The sequence below is a fragment of the Streptomyces murinus genome, from assembly GCF_002154555.1.
In the GTDB taxonomy this organism is placed as follows: Bacteria; Actinomycetota; Actinomycetes; order Streptomycetales; family Streptomycetaceae; genus Streptomyces; species Streptomyces murinus.
On the sequence record NZ_MUNF01000314.1, the window covers coordinates 1 to 15,025 of the forward strand.

Here is a 15,025-nt window from a genome sequence, read left to right on the forward strand (position 1 = left end):
GGCGTAGACCGTGAGGACGTAGCGGTGCGAGCGGTCGCCGTGCGGCGGGCAGGGGCCGCTGTAGCCGGTCCGCCCGAAGCTGTCGCGGCCCTCGACGGCGCCCGGCGGACGCGCCCCGGCGGACAGCCGGCGGGTGTTCGCGTCGAGGTCCCGGATCAGCCAGTGGGTGAAGGTGCCGCCCGGCGCGTCGAGATCCCGCACCGTGATGGTCAGACAGGCCCTGGGGAGCGGGTGTCCGCGGGCACTCCGGCGAGGTCGATCGGGGGCGGGACGTTCGCGCCGTCGCAGGTGAAGCGGCGGGGGACGGTGCCGCCGCCCTGGTACGCCGTGTTCGTCACCGTGAGATGGCGGGCGGCGGCCGGGGTCGTCGTGTCCGTCCTGCCGCCTCCGCAGCCCGTGGCGGCGATCAGGACGACCGCCGCCATCGCCAAGCTCTCGCGCATGCCCGCACGCTAGTCGGTGCGCGGGCCTCCTCCGGGGTTCGGCGTGAGGTGGTGGCGGCCGATCTCGGGGTCGGGGCCGGGGGCGCCGTTCAGATCCGGGGCTTGTGTCCGGTCGCCGTTCGGGGTGGTCTCCTCGGGGGTGATCTCCTTGGGAGGCTGCTCCGGGGTCTGGTGCGCCGTGCCCTCGGTGGGCGGTATGTCCGGGCGGTTGCCGCGCTCCAGGAAGTGCAGCAGTTCCACCGGGATCGGCAGGACCAGGGTGGAGTTCTTCTCCGCGGAGACGGCCATCACCGTCTGGAGCAGGCGCAGCTGGAGCGCGGCCGGGGTGCCGGACATCTGCTGGGCGGCCTCGGCGAGCTTCTTGGACGCCTGGAGTTCGGCATCGGCGTTGATGATCCGGGCCCGGCGCTCCCGGTCCGCCTCGGCCTGGCGGGCCATGGACCGCTTCATCGTGTCGGGCAGCGAGACATCCTTGATCTCGACCCGGTCCACCTGGATGCCCCAGCCCACGGCCGGGCTGTCGATCATCAGCTCCAGGCCCTGGTTGAGCTGCTCGCGGTTGGAGAGCAGATCGTCCAGGTCGCTCTTGCCGATGATCGAACGCAGCGAGGTCTGCGCCATCTGCGAGACGGCGAACTTGTAGTCCTCGACCTTCACCAGCGCGCTCGTGGCGTCGACCACCCGGAAGTAGACGACCGCGTCCACCCGCACGGTGACGTTGTCGCGGGTGATGCCCTCCTGGGCGGGGATCGGCAGCGTGACGATCTGCATGTTGACCTTCGCCAGCCGGTCCACGAAGGGAATGATCAGCGTGAGGCCCGGCGGCCGTACCTCACCGGCGACCCGGCCGAGCCGGAACAGCACCCCGCGCTCGTACTGCTTGACCACGCGGGCCGCCATCCCCGTGTACACCAGGGCGACGCAGAGCAGCGCGACGATCGCCCCCACCAGCTCCTGGACCATGACGACCTCCTCACCCAGAGGTCTGATTCATCCGTCGATGCCACGATATGCCTATTTTGGTCACGCGGGATCCGGGCCGGTCGGATCAGAGGGATTCGAAGGTGTCGGTCTCCGGTCGATGGGTCCGCACCGCGCCGGTGTGCACCTCGTAGTACCAGCCGTGCAGCCCCAGCCGGCCCTCGGTGAGGCCCCGCTGCACGCACGGGTACGAGCGCAGCCGCAGCAGCTGGGTCAGCACATGGCACTGCACGGCCTCGGCGACCTCCGGATCCTCCGGCGTGCCGGACGGGCGCGGCGCGGCATGGGCCAGCCAGTCGCGCACGGCCGGTACGGCCGTCAGGTCGTCGCCCCGCACCAGCGCGCCGACGGCGCCGCAGTGCGAGTGGCCGCAGACCACGATGTCGCGGACGCCGAGCACCTCCACGGCGTACTCGATGGTGGCCGCCTCGCTGGTGGGGTGGGCGGAGGTGTGCGGCGGGACGATGTTGCCCGCCGTGCGCAGCTCGAACAGCTGGCCGGGGCGGGCGCCGGTGATCAGGGCCGGGACGACCCGGGAGTCGGAGCAGGTGATGAACAGGACCTGCGGGGACTGTCCGGCGCCGTGCCGGGCGAACTCCTCGGGGCGGTCGCCGAAGCTACGGGCGTTGTCGATGAGGGGCTGCATAGGGGGCCATCCATGCCTCTCGTCCGGGCCAACCATTGGTCAATGGAAGGTCAAGAAAGACATTAGCGTGGCAAAGCCCCCCATGGGCGGAAATTCACCCTATGGGGGGATGGAGCCCTCCGATCGGGAACCGGCGAGGCCCTTCTGATCAGGAACCGACGAGCCCCTTCGCGTCCCGGGCGAGCGCCGTGAGCCGGGATATCGCGCGGAAGTACTTCTTGCGGTAGCCGCCGTTCAGCATCTCCTCGCTGAACAGCTTGTCGAACGGCAGCCCGGACGCCAGGACCGGGACCTCGCGGTCGTAGAGCCGGTCCGCGAGCACCACCAGGCGCAGCGCCGTCGACTGGTCCGGCACCGGGCGCACATCGGTGAGGCAGACCGCCTTCAGATCGTCGGTCAGCGCGCCGTACCGGCTCGGGTGCACCTTGGCCAGGTGGTCCAGCAGATGCGGGAAGTCGTCGAGGGAGGCGCCCTCGGTGGCGTACGCCGCCTTGGTCACCTGCTCGTCGGTGAACGGCGCGGGCGCCTCGGGCAGACCCCGGTGGCGGTAGTCCTCGCCGTCGATGCGCAGGGCGCGGAAGTGGGCGGACAGGCCCTGGATCTCGCGCAGGAAGTCGGCGGCCGCGAACCGGCCCTCGCCCAGTTTGCCGGGCAGCGTGTTGGAGGTGGCGGCGAGCGCGACCCCGGCCTCGACCAGCTTGCCGAGCAGCGTCGAGACGAGCACCGTGTCGCCCGGGTCGTCCAGCTCGAACTCGTCGATGCACAGCAGCCGGTGCTCGGACAGGGTCCGCACGGTCTGCTGGAAGCCGAGGGCGCCGACCAGGTTGGTCAGCTCCACGAAGGTGCCGAACGCCTTGCGGGAGGGCTCGGCGGGGGTGGCGTGCCACAGGGAGGCGAGCAGATGGGTCTTGCCGACGCCGTACCCGCCGTCGAGGTAGACCCCGCGGGGGCCCGCCGGGGTCTTGGGCGCCTTCGCCCGGCCGAAGCCGAGGAAGCCGCGCCGGCCCGCGCCGGAGGCGTGCGCCCCGCCGAGCCCGGCCGCGAAGCCCTCCAGGACCGTGACGGCCTCGGTCTGGCTGGGCTGGTTCGGGTCCGGTATGTACGTCGAGAAGCGGACCGAGTCGAAGCGCGGTGGCGGCACCATCTCGGCGACCAGCCGGTCCGCGGGGACGTGCGGCTCGCGCTCGCAGAGGGAGAGGGGGCCCGCATCGGTCAGGGCGCTGGATCCGGGGGCGGTGGTGGAGGACGACACGGTTACCCATGCTAAGCGCCGTGTCACACTGCACGACATGCGACGCCTGTTCCCTGTGACCGACGAAACACCAGCCCAGGCTTTTGGCGGGGGCGAAAGGGGCGCAGCGGGCGCCGACCGCGAGTGGAGCCTCGCCGAGCTGGCCGCCGCCTACGCCTACCCGGCGCAGCGCCCCTGGCTGCGCGGCAACATGGTGTCCTCGTTGGACGGCGCCGCCCAGCACGACGGCCATTCCCAGCCCATCTCCAGCGCCACCGACATGCGGATCTTCGGCACGCTGCGGGCGCTCGCGGATGTCGTGGTCGTCGGCGCAGAAACGGTACGGCAGGAGGGGTACCGCCCGGCCCGCGCACGGGCGGAGTTCGCCGCGGCGCGCGAGGCGGCAGGACAGGGCCCCGCGCCGGCGATCGCGGTCGTCACCGCGAGCCTGGACCTGGACTTCTCGCTCCCGCTGTTCGCCTCGCCCCTGGTGCCCACGCTGATCCTGACCGGCGCCGCGGCCGCGCCCGAGAAGGTCGCCGCCGCCGAGAAGGCGGGCGCCCGGGTGGTCGTGGCGGGGGAGGGCATGGGCGTCGACCCCGAACGCGCCGTGCGCGCCCTCGCCGCGCTCGGCCACCACCGGCTGCTCACCGAGGGCGGCCCCCGGCTGCTCGGCCAGCTGATCGCCGCCGAGGTGCTGGACGAGCTGTGTCTGACCCTTTCGCCGACGCTCACGGCGGGGAGCGCGCAGCGTGTCGCCGGGGGGCCGTCGGTCGCCGTGCCGCGCCGCTTCGAACTCGTGTCCCTCCTGGAGGAGGACGGATTTCTGTTCGGTCGTTACCGTCGGCCCTGAAATCGGCGGAATCTGCCGTTCCGTTTGGCTTTCGGCGGGCACACTTAGACCCGCAGTACCCGTGCAGGCGCGGGGGAAAATGGTTTCCGCAGGGGTCCGGCCACGGCCCACGGAGGAGAAGAGGCGTTTGGTGTTCACAAGCGTTCTGATGATCGAGAAGGCAATGACGTCCGCGGACGTCGAGTTCGTCACCACGTTGCACGGCGACGAGCCGGTCGCCTTCCATGTGCTTCTCCAGCCGCGCGGCGACCAGGCGGACCGCCTGCTGCGGGCCATCGACGACATCGCGCTCGGCGAGCTGGACGAGGCGGTGCGCGAGCACGAGACCCCGGAGGGGGAGGACGCGCGCAGCGTCGGCCGGCAGGCCCTGGACGTCTCCGTGACCGCGCTGCGGGCCTCCGGCAGCGTGGCCGACGGGCGGCTGGTCGAGGACCATCCGCTGGACGCGCTGAAGGCGATGGTGGCGGAGGTGGGCGCGGACGAGGTGATCGTGCTCACCGACCCGCACTACGTGGAGGAGTTCTTCCACCGGGACTGGGCCTCGCGGGCCCGGCACAAGGTGGGGGTGCCGGTGTTGAAGCTGTTCTCGCACAGCAAGGCGTAGGGGCTTCACCGAAGGCGGGGGCCGAGCGCATAGGCTAGGCCCCGCTTCAGCTCGTACCGTCTCTGGGGAGAAACACATGGCACCCGGCCTTCCTGCCGCCATGGACCGACCGCACTTCATCGGCATCGGCGGCGCCGGGATGTCGGGGATCGCGAAGATCCTCGCGCAGCGCGGGGCCGAGGTCGCGGGCAGCGACGCCAAGGACTCGGCGACCGCGGGGGCGCTGCGGGCGCTCGGGGTCACCGTGCACCTCGGGCACGCCGCCGGGCACCTCGCCGACGACGCCAGCTGTGTCGTCGTCTCCTCGGCGATCCGCGAGGACAACCCGGAGCTGGCCCGCGCCGCCGAGCTGGGCATCCCGGTCGTGCACCGCTCGGACGCGCTGGCCGCGCTGATGCAGGGGCTGCGCCCGATCGCCGTGGCCGGCACGCACGGCAAGACGACCACCACCTCGATGCTGGCCGTCTCGCTCGGCGAACTGGGCCTGAAGCCCTCGTACGCCATCGGCGGCGACCTGGACGCGCCCGGCTCCAACGCGCTGCACGGCGCGGGCGACATCTTCGTCGCCGAGGCGGACGAATCGGACCGCAGCTTCCACAAGTACGCGCCCGAGGTCGCCATCGTCCTCAACGTCGAGCTGGACCACCACGCCAACTACGCCTCGATGGACGAGATCTACGAGTCCTTCGAGACCTTCGCCGGGAAGATCGTGCCCGGCGGCACCCTGGTGATCTCCGCCGACCACGAGGGCGCCCGCGAGCTGACCCGGCGGCTGGCCGGATCGGTGCGGACGGTGACGTACGGCGAGGCCGCGGACGCCGATGTCCGGGTCACCGCCATCGTCCCGCAGGGCCTGAAGAGCCTGGTCACCGCGGTGATCGACGGCCAGGAGCTGACCTTCGCGGTCTCCGTGCCCGGCCGGCACTACGCGCTCAACGCCGTCGCCGCGCTCGCCGCCGGCGCCGCCCTCGGCATCCCGGCCGCCGAGCTGGCGCCCGCCATCGCCGCCTACACCGGGGTCAAGCGGCGCCTCCAGCTCAAGGGCGAGGCCGCCGGGGTGCAGGTGATCGACTCCTACGCCCACCACCCCACCGAGATGACCGCGGACCTGGAGGCCATGCGGGCCGCCGCCGGGGACGCCCGGATCCTCGTCGTCTTCCAGCCGCACCTGTTCTCCCGCACCCAGGAACTGGGCAAGGAGATGGGCCAGGCCCTGGCGCTCGCCGACGCCTCGGTGGTCCTGGACATCTACCCGGCCCGCGAGGACCCGATCCCGGGCATCACCAGCGAGCTGATCATCGACTCGGCGCGGACCGCGAACGCCGAGGTCACCGCCGTGCACGACAAGGCGGAGATCCCGGCCGTGATCGCGGGAATGGCCGGACCCGGTGATCTCGTTCTCACCATGGGCGCGGGCGATGTGACCGACCTGGGCCCGCTGATCCTGGACCGCCTGTCGCAGCAGTAAGGGGCTGAGACCCATGTCGTACGACATCGAGAAGCCGGACGAGCAGTGGCGCGCGGAGCTGAGTCCGGGCGAGTACGCGGTGCTCCGCCAGGCCGGTACCGAGCCCGCGTTCACCGGTGAGTACACGGACACCACGGCCAAGGGCGTCTACTCCTGCCGCGCCTGCGGTGCCGAGCTGTTCACCTCGGAGACCAAGTTCGCCTCGCACTGCGGCTGGCCGTCCTTCTTCGACCCGAAGGACACCGACGCCGTGGAGCTGATCGAGGACCGCTCCCACGGGATGGTCCGCACCGAGGTGCGCTGCGCCCGATGCGGCTCGCACCTCGGGCATGTCTTCGCGGGGGAGGGGTATCCGACCCCCACCGACCAGCGGTACTGCATCAACTCGATCTCACTGAGGCTGGCGCCCGAGGAGGGCTGACACGCCTCGAACAGGCCGGATGAACCGGGCCGTTGCCGTCTAGACTCTCGCGGCAGCGGCCCGCGCGTCGTCGGCCGTGCCGTGGCCGCGGGCGGGCGGAGAGCTGTCAGACCCGGAGGGTGTTCGGCGTTTTGATACGGATAGATGCAGTCACGAAGCGGTACGACGACGGCACGGTCGCGGTCGACCGGCTGTCACTGGAGATACCGGACGGCGCGATCACCGTCCTCGTCGGGCCCTCCGGCTGCGGCAAGACGACGACCTTGCGGATGATCAACCGGATGGTGGAGCCCACCGAGGGCAGCATCCTCCTGGACGGCGCGGACATCCGGCAGCAGCCGGTCAACTCCCTGCGCCGCTCCATGGGTTACGTCATCCAGAACGCGGGGCTCTTCCAGCACCGCACCATCCTCGACAACATCGCCACCGTGCCCCGGCTGCTCGGCTGGAGCAAGCAGAAGGCACGCGGACGGGCCGCGGAACTGATGGAGCGGGTCGGCCTCGACGCGTCCCTTGCCAAGCGGTATCCGTACCAGCTCTCCGGCGGCCAGCAGCAGCGCGTCGGGGTGGCCCGCGCGCTCGCCGCGGATCCGCCGGTGCTGCTGATGGACGAGCCGTTCTCCGCCGTCGACCCCGTGGTCCGCAAGGGCCTCCAGGACGAACTGCTGCGGATCCAGGACGAGTTGGGCAAGACGATCGTCTTCGTCACCCATGACATCGACGAGGCGATCAAGCTGGGCACCATGGTCGCCGTACTGCGCGAGGGCGGCCGGCTGGCCCAGTTCGCCCCGCCGGCCGAGCTGCTCAGCGCACCCGCCGACGCCTTCGTGGAGGACTTCCTCGGCGCCGACCGGGGCATCCGGCGGCTGTCCTTCTTCCCGTCCGACGCACTGGAGCTCGCCACCGCGCCGCTCGTCCCGCTCGACGCGGACGCCGACCGGCTCGCCGCCGCTGCCGACGCGCCCTACCTCCTGGTCACCGACGCCGACGGCCGGCCGCTCGGCTGGGCCGAGCCCGGTGCACCTCTCGACCGGGGCCGACTCCTGGACCACGGGCGGCCGTTCAGGCCCGGCACCGACTCGCTGCGCACCGCCCTGGACGGGGCCGTACTGTCGCCGACCGGGTGGGCGGTCGCGGTGGACGGCGACGGGCGCGCCGTGGGCGTCGTGTCGCAGCAGGCCGTCGGGGAGGCGATCCGCGCCGCGCACGGCCGGGCCGGCGCCGAGGCGAAGGCCGCCCGATGAACGGCTTCTTCGATCTGCCGAGCGACCTCCAGTACAGCTACCTCGGACTCGTCGGACTGCATCTGCGCGAGGCGCTGATCCCGGTGCTGGCCGGGCTGATCGTCGCGCTGCCCATCGCCCAGCTGTGCGCCCGCTTCCGCTGGGTCTACCCGCCCGTGCTCGGCCTCACCACCGTGCTCTACTCCATTCCCTCGCTCGCCTTCTTCGTCGTCCTCATCGACTACTTCGGGCAGAGCGAGACCACGGTGATGATCCCGCTCGCGGTCTACAGCCTGGTGGTGCTGGTCCCCGGCATCGTGGACGGCGTCCGCTCGGTGCCCCAGGAGACACTGGCCGCCGCCGAGGCGATGGGCTTTGGCCCGCTGCGCCGCTATCTCCAGGTCCAACTCCCCATCGCCGCACCGGCGATCATCGCGGGCCTGCGGGTGGCGGTCATCTCCAGCCTGTCCCTGGTCAGCGTCGGCATGCTCATCGGCAACCAGGGCGCCCTGGGCAACATGCTCTACGACGCCAACACCTACCACCGGCCCGCCCTGGCCGTTAACTCGGTACTGACCACAGCGGTGTTGGGCGTCCTGGCCGACGCCCTGCTGGTCCTCGTGCGCCGACTGCTGACTCCCTGGATGCCGAGGAAGGGCGCCGCCCGGTGAACGTACTCAACCTCGTCCACGCCTTCTTCGGCGACGGCGCCCACTGGCACGGCTACGACGGCATACCGACCCGGCTCGCCGAGCACATCGGCTACTCGCTGGAGGCCCTGCTGATCGCCGCCGTGATCGGGCTGCCCGTCGGCCTGGTCACCGGGCACTACGGCCGGGGCGGCAACGCGCTCGCGCTGATCGCCACCGCGGGGCGGGCGCTGCCCAGCTTCGGGCTGCTGGTGCTGATGGTCCTGTGGATCGGGCTCGGCCTGCTGCCGGTGATGATCCCGCTGGTGGTGCTCGCCGTACCGCCGATCCTGGTCACCACCTACGAGGCGGTGCGCACCGTCGACCCGTCCCCGGTGGACGCCGCCCGGGGCATGGGGATGTCCGAGACGCGGGTGCTGTTCCGGGTCGAGGTGCCGGTCGCGCTGCCGCTGATCCTCTCCGGGCTGCGCACGGCGGCCGTGCAGATCATCTCCACCGCCACCATCGCGGCGTACGTCGGTCTCGGCGGGCTCGGCCGCTACATCATCGACGGCCTCTACCAGCGCGACTACGAGAAGGTCGTGGGCGGCGCCGCGCTGGTCGCCGGGCTCGCCCTGGTGACCCTCCTGCTGTTCTGGGCGGCCGCCCGGGCCACCGTGTCCCGCGGTGTACGCAGAAGTACCTGACGGGCGGCCCGCGTTCCCCTTCGTTTCCCTTCATCAAGAATGCGTTACAAGAGCCGGGCGCGCCGTTGACTCGGCGTCGAGCCCGTGGATTGGATCAGGTAGTGACTTCAACAAGCCAGATCAGCAGGTCCATACGGAGGAACCGGGGCGCGGCGGCGGTGGTCGCGCTCGCGATGGCGACGGCCCTGCTCGCGGGCTGCTCCGCCAAGTCGGGCGGCGTGGTCGTCGGCTCCAACAACTTCCCCGAGAGCAACCTGCTCGCCGACATCTACGGCGAGGCGCTCAAGGCCAAGGGGATCGACGTCACGTACAAGCCGAACATCGGCAGCCGCGAGACCACCTACGGTCTGCTGAAGAACGGCTCCGTCGCCGTACTGCCCGAGTACAACGGGGCGCTGCTGGCCTACCTCGACCCGAAGGCGACGCCGAAGAGCGCCGAGGAGACCACGGCGGCCATCAAGGCCAAGCTCGCCTCCAAGCTGACGCTGCTGGACCCCTCGTCGGCGCAAGACAAGGACACCCTGGCGGTCAACGCGGAGACGGCGCGGAAGTACCACCTCACCGCGCGGTCCAGCGCCGCCGATCTGAAGGCCGTCGCGGGGGACCTGGTGATCGGGGGCTCCCCGGAGTTCCAGACCCGGCAGCAGGGCCTGGCGGGCCTGAAGTCCGTCTACGGCCTGGACTTCAAGTCCTTCAAGGCCCTGGACGCGGGCGGCACGCTCACCCAGACCGCGCTGGCGAAGAACGACGTCCAGGTCGCCGACATCTTCAGCACCGACCCCACCATCGCCAAGGAGAAGTTCGTCGTCCTCCAGGACCCGCAGAACCTCTTCGGCTTCCAGAACGTCCAGCCCGTCGTCTCCAAGACCGCTCTGCCCAAGAAGGGCGTCGCCGCCCTGAACGCGGTCTCCGCCAAGCTCGACACCGCGACCCTGCTCGACCTGGACACCCAGGTCCAACTCCAGCACAAGGATCCGCTGGACGTGGCGAAGGCGTGGCTGAAGTCGGCGGGGCTCGCCTGACGGGCGGACCCGTCCCACCCGGTCTCGTCCCCCCGTCCCCGCGCCCGTACCGGCGGGGGGTCGGCGAGTCCTCTCGACGAGGGGACCGGCCCGATCCGGGTGGCCGGTCTGTGCGCTACTGCCTTCGCCGGCCGTGAGTTCCTCGGCATCGAGAACCTGCCGTTCTTCTGGCAGGACCAGGAAGCCCCGTGGCGCGCCCCGTCTCAGCGCCGCTCGTCCGCGGTCGCCGCGAGGGCGCTGTTGCGGTAGTCCTGCGGCGAGGTGCCGAACGCGGCGCGGAACGCCCGGGTGAAAGTGGGGTGTCCCCGGAAGCCCCAGCGGTCCGCGAGGCGATGGACCGGCATGTCGCGCAGCGCCGGGTCGGCGAGGTCGGTCTGGACGCGTTGGTCACGCGGTACGGGGTCGTGGCGGTCCTGGCCGGCCCCGATCGCGGTGGCGCGTACCTGACCCAGTCGCTCCTGTCGGACCCGAAGCGGATCCGCGGCCGCCTCGACGAGGCGCCGACCCCCGAGGCGAAGCGCTGATCGACGAGGGAACCGGCCCGATCCGGGTGACCGGTCTGTGCGGCTACTCCCACGGCGGCCGTGAGTCCCTCGGCATCGAGGACCTGCCGTTCTCCTGGCAGGACCAGGAAGCCTCGCGGCGTGCCCCGTCTCAGCGCCGCTCGTCCGCGGTCGCCGCGAGGGCGCTGTTGCGGTAGTCCTGCGGCGAGGTGCCGAACGCGGCGCGGAACGCCCGGGTGAAAGTGGGGTGTCCCCGGAAGCCCCAGCGGTCCGCGATGCGATGGACCGGCATGTCGCGCAGCGCCGGGTCGGCGAGGTCGCGGCGCGCGCGTTCCAGGCGCTGCCGCCGGATCGAGGCGGCCACGGTGGTCCGGCGGGGTTCGAACAGGCGGTGCAGATGGCTGACCGAGATGTGGTGCGCGGCGGCGACTGTGGCCGGGGACAGTGTCACGTCGTGCAACCGCTGCCGGATGAAGGAGTCGACGCGCAGCAGCAGCGTGCGGTGGTGGACGCTCTCCGGTACGAGGGCCTCGGCCTCCAGATGATGGGCGACCAGCGCGGTCACCAGATCGAGGGCGACGTGCCCCAGGCGGGCGAGGTCGACCGGCCGGTGTCCCGTGCCGTCCTCGATCACATCGCTCAGGATCTGATGGAGCGTCCGGCCGAAGAGCGCGCCCCGGCCCGCCGGCAACGGCCGTGCCAGCAGGGGGTCGAGTCCGCCGGGCGGCAGCCCCAGCAGAGCGCGGGGCGCGTGGAGGGAGACGACCGTGGTGACGCCCGGTACGGCCGACTCCGCGGTCACCTGGATCCGGAACGGCTGCGAACTGTCGTACAGCGCCAGCTCGTCGGCGCGGACGACGGTCTCCCGCCCGGCCTGGCCCACGGTCAGGCCGGCGTCCACCGGGACGATGAGCGAGAGCATCTCCGGGTCGCCGCGGCGGATCAACCGCGGTGTGCGCAGTACGGCGGCGGGTGTCGCCGAGAACTTCACGACCGTCAGCGGGGCGAGGTCCACATGCCGCACGGACGCCTCGAACGTGTCGCCGGCCCGGTTCAGGAGCCGCATCGGCAGCAGGCCCCGGCCGAACAGCTCGTCCGCCGCGGCCAGTCGCTCCGCCGTCTTCAGGTGCCGGGTTCCGAAGTCGCCGTGCGCCATGCTGCCGTCCTCCTGAGTGTCACCGTCGGTGGGTCGCGTCGCAGGATGAGACGCGGCGTCAAGGGGAGGGGATGCACGGTCAAGGCGGCCCCCGGCGAGCGACCGTAGCGTGTGGGCGAAGGCGGCCCGCAGGCAGGTGGGCGCGACACGGAACATGGGGGAACGGATGATGAAGAGACGAGCCCTGTCGGCCGCGCTGGCCGCGGGTACCGCGACTCTCGCCATGGTGATGAGCACCGGTGCGGCCCAGGCCGAGGACATTCCCGGCTTCGTCAACAAGGTGACGGTGGGCAGCGGTACGAGGACGGTGTACACCGGCCACACCGAACTGGATCAGAGCACCCTGTCGGGCTGCCTCAGCAACGCCTGGATCCAGGGGCACGCGACCTGGACGCTCGGGAACGTCACGAAGACCAGCATCGTGGTCAAGAGCATCCAGGTGTTCTACCGGGCGGGCGTCACCTCGTACGTGGGCGAGCAGTACCTGTTGCGGGGCAACAACAGCTCGGTGTGGTCCAAGGTGGCTTCGGGCGATGTGCCCGGCGACACCCGCGACCGCAGCGAGACGTACGCGATCAACAAGACGGTGCCGCTGGACGGCAAGTCCACGATCACCTTCTGGTCCTACTTCAGCCTCGGTCGCACCGGAGGCCCGGCCGACTGCGGTGGGCAGTCCACCTTCACCTACAAGCTTCAGCCGGTGAGCTGACGGGGGCGTGGGCGGGGGCGCGGCCGGAGTTCTCCGGTCGCGCCCCCGTCCCGTCGCGTCGGTCAGAGGTCGAACTCGTGCGGCGGGAGTTCCAGGGTGAAGCAGGCCTCGCGGACGACGGACTGCTCGGTCTTGTCGAAGTCGCCGTCGGCGCCGCCGATGACGATGCCGATCTGGATGACGGCGCGGGCCTCGGCGGGCTTCTTCTTGGCCTTGGCGATCTCCTGGAGGACGCTCACCTTGCCGAAGGCGAAGTCGGTGGTGAGCTTGTTCAGATTGTCCTCGAAGCGGCGGCGCAGATCGTCCGCCGGGAAGTTCTGGAGCACCTCATTGGTGGCGATGAGCTGGGCCACGCGCTGGCGCTCCGAGGGGTCGACGGTGCCGTCCGCTGCGGCCACGAGGGCGCACATGGCCATGCTCGCGTCCCGGAAGGCGCCGCTCTTCAGGTCGTTCTTCTTCGCCACCAGCTGGTTCTGCATCTGCGACGCGGATTCCTTGACGCGGTCCCACAGGGCCATGCTCGCTCCTCATATCAACGGCAGGTGCCCCGCGGCACCCACCGGCAACTTCTACAACACCGTAGAAACTGACGGTGGGGCCGGAAAGTTCCGGGACGTCACACGGCGCCCGTCCCGGCCTCCTCGGCGAGGGCCCGTGCCTGGCGGCGGCGCTTGCGGCGGCTCACCCGGGGCTCCTGGTCCGGCAGCCAGCCGAAGGCGAGACAGCTGCCGACGACACCGAGCAGCAGGCCGATGAAGAAGCCGCCCAGGTTGGACGTGACCCAGGTGCCCAGCGACGCCAGCACCCCGAGGATCGAGTAGAAGAGCCGCTGGGTGGGGTTGAAGAGGACCAGCAGGCCCAGCAGCGCCATCAGGACCGGCAGCAGATAGCCGGCGAGCCCCTGCATGCCGATGTGCATCACGACCTTCAGTGACGCCTTCTCGGTCAGCAGGACCTCGCCGCCGCCCAGGGCGAGCAGCAGCCCGCCCCAGAACGGCCGGCGGGCCCGCCAGGCCCGGAAGGAGCGCCGGGGAACCGGTCGGGGACTCTCCGCCACGGCGCTCAGCAACCCGAGTCGCTGAAGCGCAGCTTGAGACCCGGCAGCTTGAACACCCCTGCCGTGGTCGCGTAGTTGGTCTGCCGCAGATTGTCGATGTGCACGCTGTCGGCCTGCTGGCTGAAGACGCCGATCGGGCCCTTCGCGTTGGCCTCGGTCAGCGTGCTCGCGTCGTTGCCGATCTCGATGTGGTTGAACGAGGCGTCACCCGACATCTCGGTGGAGTCGGTGGTCAGATCGGACGCGCTGACCTTGGTGTCGCCGCCGCCCGCGGTGATCAGCAGGTTGGTGCCGCCGAGGTCGACGCTCTGGCACAGCTTGGTCAGGGTGGCCTTCTTGATCGCCGAGGTGACGATGAGCACCTGGCCGCCGGTGTCACCGGCGTTGGGGCTGCCGTCGGCCATGTTGTCCAGGCCGCCGAACTGTTCGAAGCCGGTGCCGTCCAGCTGGCTCGCGGCGACCGTGAACGGCATGCCGGAGATGGAGAACTGCACACCGAGCGCGCCCTGCGCGGTGAGGACCGCGAGGCCGGCGGCGACGAGGGTGGCGGGCACCGCCATCACCGCGGCGCGACGGGCCCGGACGCGGCCCCGTCTGCCGGCCGCGGGGGCCGCGGTGCCGCTCGGTGCTTCGGACGGTGAACCGCTTTCCGGGTTCTCGGGGGTGTTGCCGGTGGACGAGAGGTCCGGGGACGAGGCCATGTCTGCTCCCATGGGCATGGATCAATGCGGGTTGGGCTTCAGTGGCGCGATGTCCTGGCGCGGACAGCGGCCGCCGCGGACGCCTCCTCGCACTCCCGGCGGGCGCAAGGGCTTTCTCGTTACGCGGCGGTAGCCTTTCGAGGAAGTTACCGCCGGTTACATTTTGGGGTCAAGGGAGATGTGAAAAAAGGGTGTCGACGGTGCGTGCGCGCCCTGCGAACCCTCAACTTCCCCTGTGTACAGATGTGTTGAACGGTCCGATGGGTTGACGCCGATGGTTGACGGGGCTACAAATTCCTCAGATTCCACGGATCCGTGGCGCCGGATCCCCCGAGCGGCAGCGGCCGTGTCCCCTGCGGGCACCGGCCGCGTTCCCGGCCCTTACGCGGCACCCGCTCCACTGCGCGGCGATCGTCTCGAACGCGGGCCGTCGCATATATCGGCCCCTTCGAACGGCGGCCGTCCCGAACGGTGATCCTCCCGCACGGTGATCTTCCCGCACGTCGCGCGAGTACGGCACGGACAGCTCCCGCACGGGTCCGTACCGGCACCCCCCTTGTTCGTCCGGCCCGGCCGATTCCCCCCGGGTACCGGCCGGTGTCCGGCCCGCCGCCGTCGCCGGTCCGTCGCGTAAGGAGAAGGCGTGACGGGCCCGCGCCGGCGGCGGGCCG

General features: G+C 71.1%; 20 protein-coding genes. 10 read left to right on the forward strand and 10 right to left on the reverse strand.

What is annotated here, in order from left to right:
* From CCN72_RS19430 to zapE, 5 genes are all read right to left on the reverse strand, one after another.
* Nucleotides 1-201: YbhB/YbcL family Raf kinase inhibitor-like protein (locus tag CCN72_RS19430; protein WP_143664138.1), on the reverse strand; the 201-nt coding region annotated here is incomplete at its 3' end.
* An 8-nt stretch (nt 202-209) separates the two neighbouring features.
* Nucleotides 210-443, reverse strand: coding sequence for a hypothetical protein (locus CCN72_RS19435; protein ID WP_086808615.1), 234 nt, complete (start codon nt 441-443; stop codon nt 210-212).
* 9 nt (nt 444-452) lie between these two features.
* Complete coding sequence (locus CCN72_RS19440) at nt 453-1,406, reverse strand: slipin family protein (RefSeq protein ID WP_244174326.1); 954 nt, start codon at nt 1,404-1,406, stop codon at nt 453-455.
* An 85-nt stretch (nt 1,407-1,491) separates the two neighbouring features.
* A complete protein-coding gene (locus tag CCN72_RS19445; protein ID WP_086808616.1) occupies nt 1,492-2,070 on the reverse strand; it encodes a carbonic anhydrase in 579 nt (192 codons plus the stop codon).
* 148 nt (nt 2,071-2,218) lie between these two features.
* Entirely contained in the window at nt 2,219-3,322 is a 1,104-nt protein-coding gene (gene zapE, locus CCN72_RS19450) for a cell division protein ZapE (protein ID WP_086808617.1), read from the reverse strand.
* 37 nt (nt 3,323-3,359) lie between these two features.
* Between zapE and CCN72_RS19455 the strand changes: the two genes are divergently transcribed.
* The 8 genes from CCN72_RS19455 (at nt 3,360) to CCN72_RS19490 (ending at nt 10,228) form a co-directional block, all read left to right on the forward strand.
* A complete protein-coding gene (locus CCN72_RS19455; protein ID WP_085567118.1) occupies nt 3,360-4,154 on the forward strand; it encodes a pyrimidine reductase family protein in 795 nt (264 codons plus the stop codon).
* 130 nt (nt 4,155-4,284) lie between these two features.
* On the forward strand, nt 4,285-4,758 hold the full coding sequence (locus CCN72_RS19460; protein ID WP_172427674.1) for an indole-3-glycerol phosphate synthase: 474 nt from the start codon (nt 4,285-4,287) through the stop codon (nt 4,756-4,758).
* A gap of 76 nt (nt 4,759-4,834) precedes the next feature.
* On the forward strand, nt 4,835-6,226 hold the full coding sequence (gene murC / locus CCN72_RS19465; protein ID WP_086808618.1) for a UDP-N-acetylmuramate--L-alanine ligase: 1,392 nt from the start codon (nt 4,835-4,837) through the stop codon (nt 6,224-6,226).
* A gap of 13 nt (nt 6,227-6,239) precedes the next feature.
* On the forward strand, nt 6,240-6,647 hold the full coding sequence (gene msrB / locus CCN72_RS19470) for a peptide-methionine (R)-S-oxide reductase MsrB (RefSeq protein ID WP_085567121.1): 408 nt from the start codon (nt 6,240-6,242) through the stop codon (nt 6,645-6,647).
* Between the two features lie 131 nt (nt 6,648-6,778).
* Complete coding sequence (locus tag CCN72_RS19475) at nt 6,779-7,891, forward strand: ABC transporter ATP-binding protein (protein ID WP_167408694.1); 1,113 nt, start codon at nt 6,779-6,781, stop codon at nt 7,889-7,891.
* Nucleotides 7,888-8,541 (forward strand): ABC transporter permease, encoded by a 654-nt coding sequence (locus CCN72_RS19480; RefSeq protein ID WP_086808619.1) that lies wholly within the window; start codon nt 7,888-7,890, stop codon nt 8,539-8,541. Before CCN72_RS19475 ends, CCN72_RS19480 begins: the two co-directional genes overlap by 4 nt.
* Entirely contained in the window at nt 8,538-9,206 is a 669-nt protein-coding gene (locus CCN72_RS19485) for an ABC transporter permease (RefSeq protein ID WP_086808620.1), read from the forward strand. The genes CCN72_RS19480 and CCN72_RS19485 overlap by 4 nt, the downstream gene beginning before the upstream one ends.
* Nucleotides 9,207-9,307: 101 nt before the next feature.
* Nucleotides 9,308-10,228 (forward strand): ABC transporter substrate-binding protein, encoded by a 921-nt coding sequence (locus CCN72_RS19490; RefSeq protein WP_086808621.1) that lies wholly within the window; start codon nt 9,308-9,310, stop codon nt 10,226-10,228.
* Nucleotides 10,229-10,431: 203 nt separating this feature from the next.
* Here CCN72_RS19490 and CCN72_RS19495 read toward each other — a convergent pair whose 3' ends face one another.
* Nucleotides 10,432-10,572: an AraC family transcriptional regulator gene (locus CCN72_RS19495; protein WP_086808622.1), complete on the reverse strand. Its 141-nt coding sequence runs from the start codon at nt 10,570-10,572 to the stop codon at nt 10,432-10,434.
* Between CCN72_RS19495 and CCN72_RS19500 the strand changes: the two genes are divergently transcribed.
* The gene (locus CCN72_RS19500) at nt 10,561-10,752 is read left to right on the forward strand and encodes a hypothetical protein (RefSeq protein ID WP_086808623.1); all 192 of its coding nucleotides are present in this window, start codon (nt 10,561-10,563) and stop codon (nt 10,750-10,752) included. The genes CCN72_RS19495 and CCN72_RS19500 overlap by 12 nt on opposite strands.
* A 130-nt stretch (nt 10,753-10,882) precedes the next feature.
* On the opposite strand, the gene CCN72_RS19505 is transcribed toward CCN72_RS19500, so the two are convergent.
* Nucleotides 10,883-11,887 (reverse strand): helix-turn-helix domain-containing protein, encoded by a 1,005-nt coding sequence (locus CCN72_RS19505; RefSeq protein WP_158101374.1) that lies wholly within the window; start codon nt 11,885-11,887, stop codon nt 10,883-10,885.
* A gap of 169 nt (nt 11,888-12,056) precedes the next feature.
* Here CCN72_RS19505 and CCN72_RS19510 point away from each other — a divergent pair, with 169 nt between their 5' ends.
* Nucleotides 12,057-12,596, forward strand: a complete 540-nt coding sequence (locus CCN72_RS19510) for a hypothetical protein (RefSeq protein WP_158101375.1) — start codon at nt 12,057-12,059, stop codon at nt 12,594-12,596.
* Nucleotides 12,597-12,658: 62 nt separating this feature from the next.
* Here the strand turns inward: CCN72_RS19510 and CCN72_RS19515 are convergent, their stop codons facing one another.
* The 3 genes from CCN72_RS19515 to CCN72_RS19525 form a co-directional block, all read right to left on the reverse strand.
* Nucleotides 12,659-13,114: a tellurite resistance TerB family protein gene (locus CCN72_RS19515; RefSeq protein ID WP_085567128.1), complete on the reverse strand. Its 456-nt coding sequence runs from the start codon at nt 13,112-13,114 to the stop codon at nt 12,659-12,661.
* 98 nt (nt 13,115-13,212) lie between these two features.
* Nucleotides 13,213-13,653: a DUF6114 domain-containing protein gene (locus tag CCN72_RS19520; RefSeq protein ID WP_208638044.1), complete on the reverse strand. Its 441-nt coding sequence runs from the start codon at nt 13,651-13,653 to the stop codon at nt 13,213-13,215.
* Between the two features lie 5 nt (nt 13,654-13,658).
* Complete coding sequence (locus CCN72_RS19525; protein WP_085567130.1) at nt 13,659-14,354, reverse strand: DUF6230 family protein; 696 nt, start codon at nt 14,352-14,354, stop codon at nt 13,659-13,661.
* Nucleotides 14,355-15,025 lie beyond the last annotated feature (671 nt).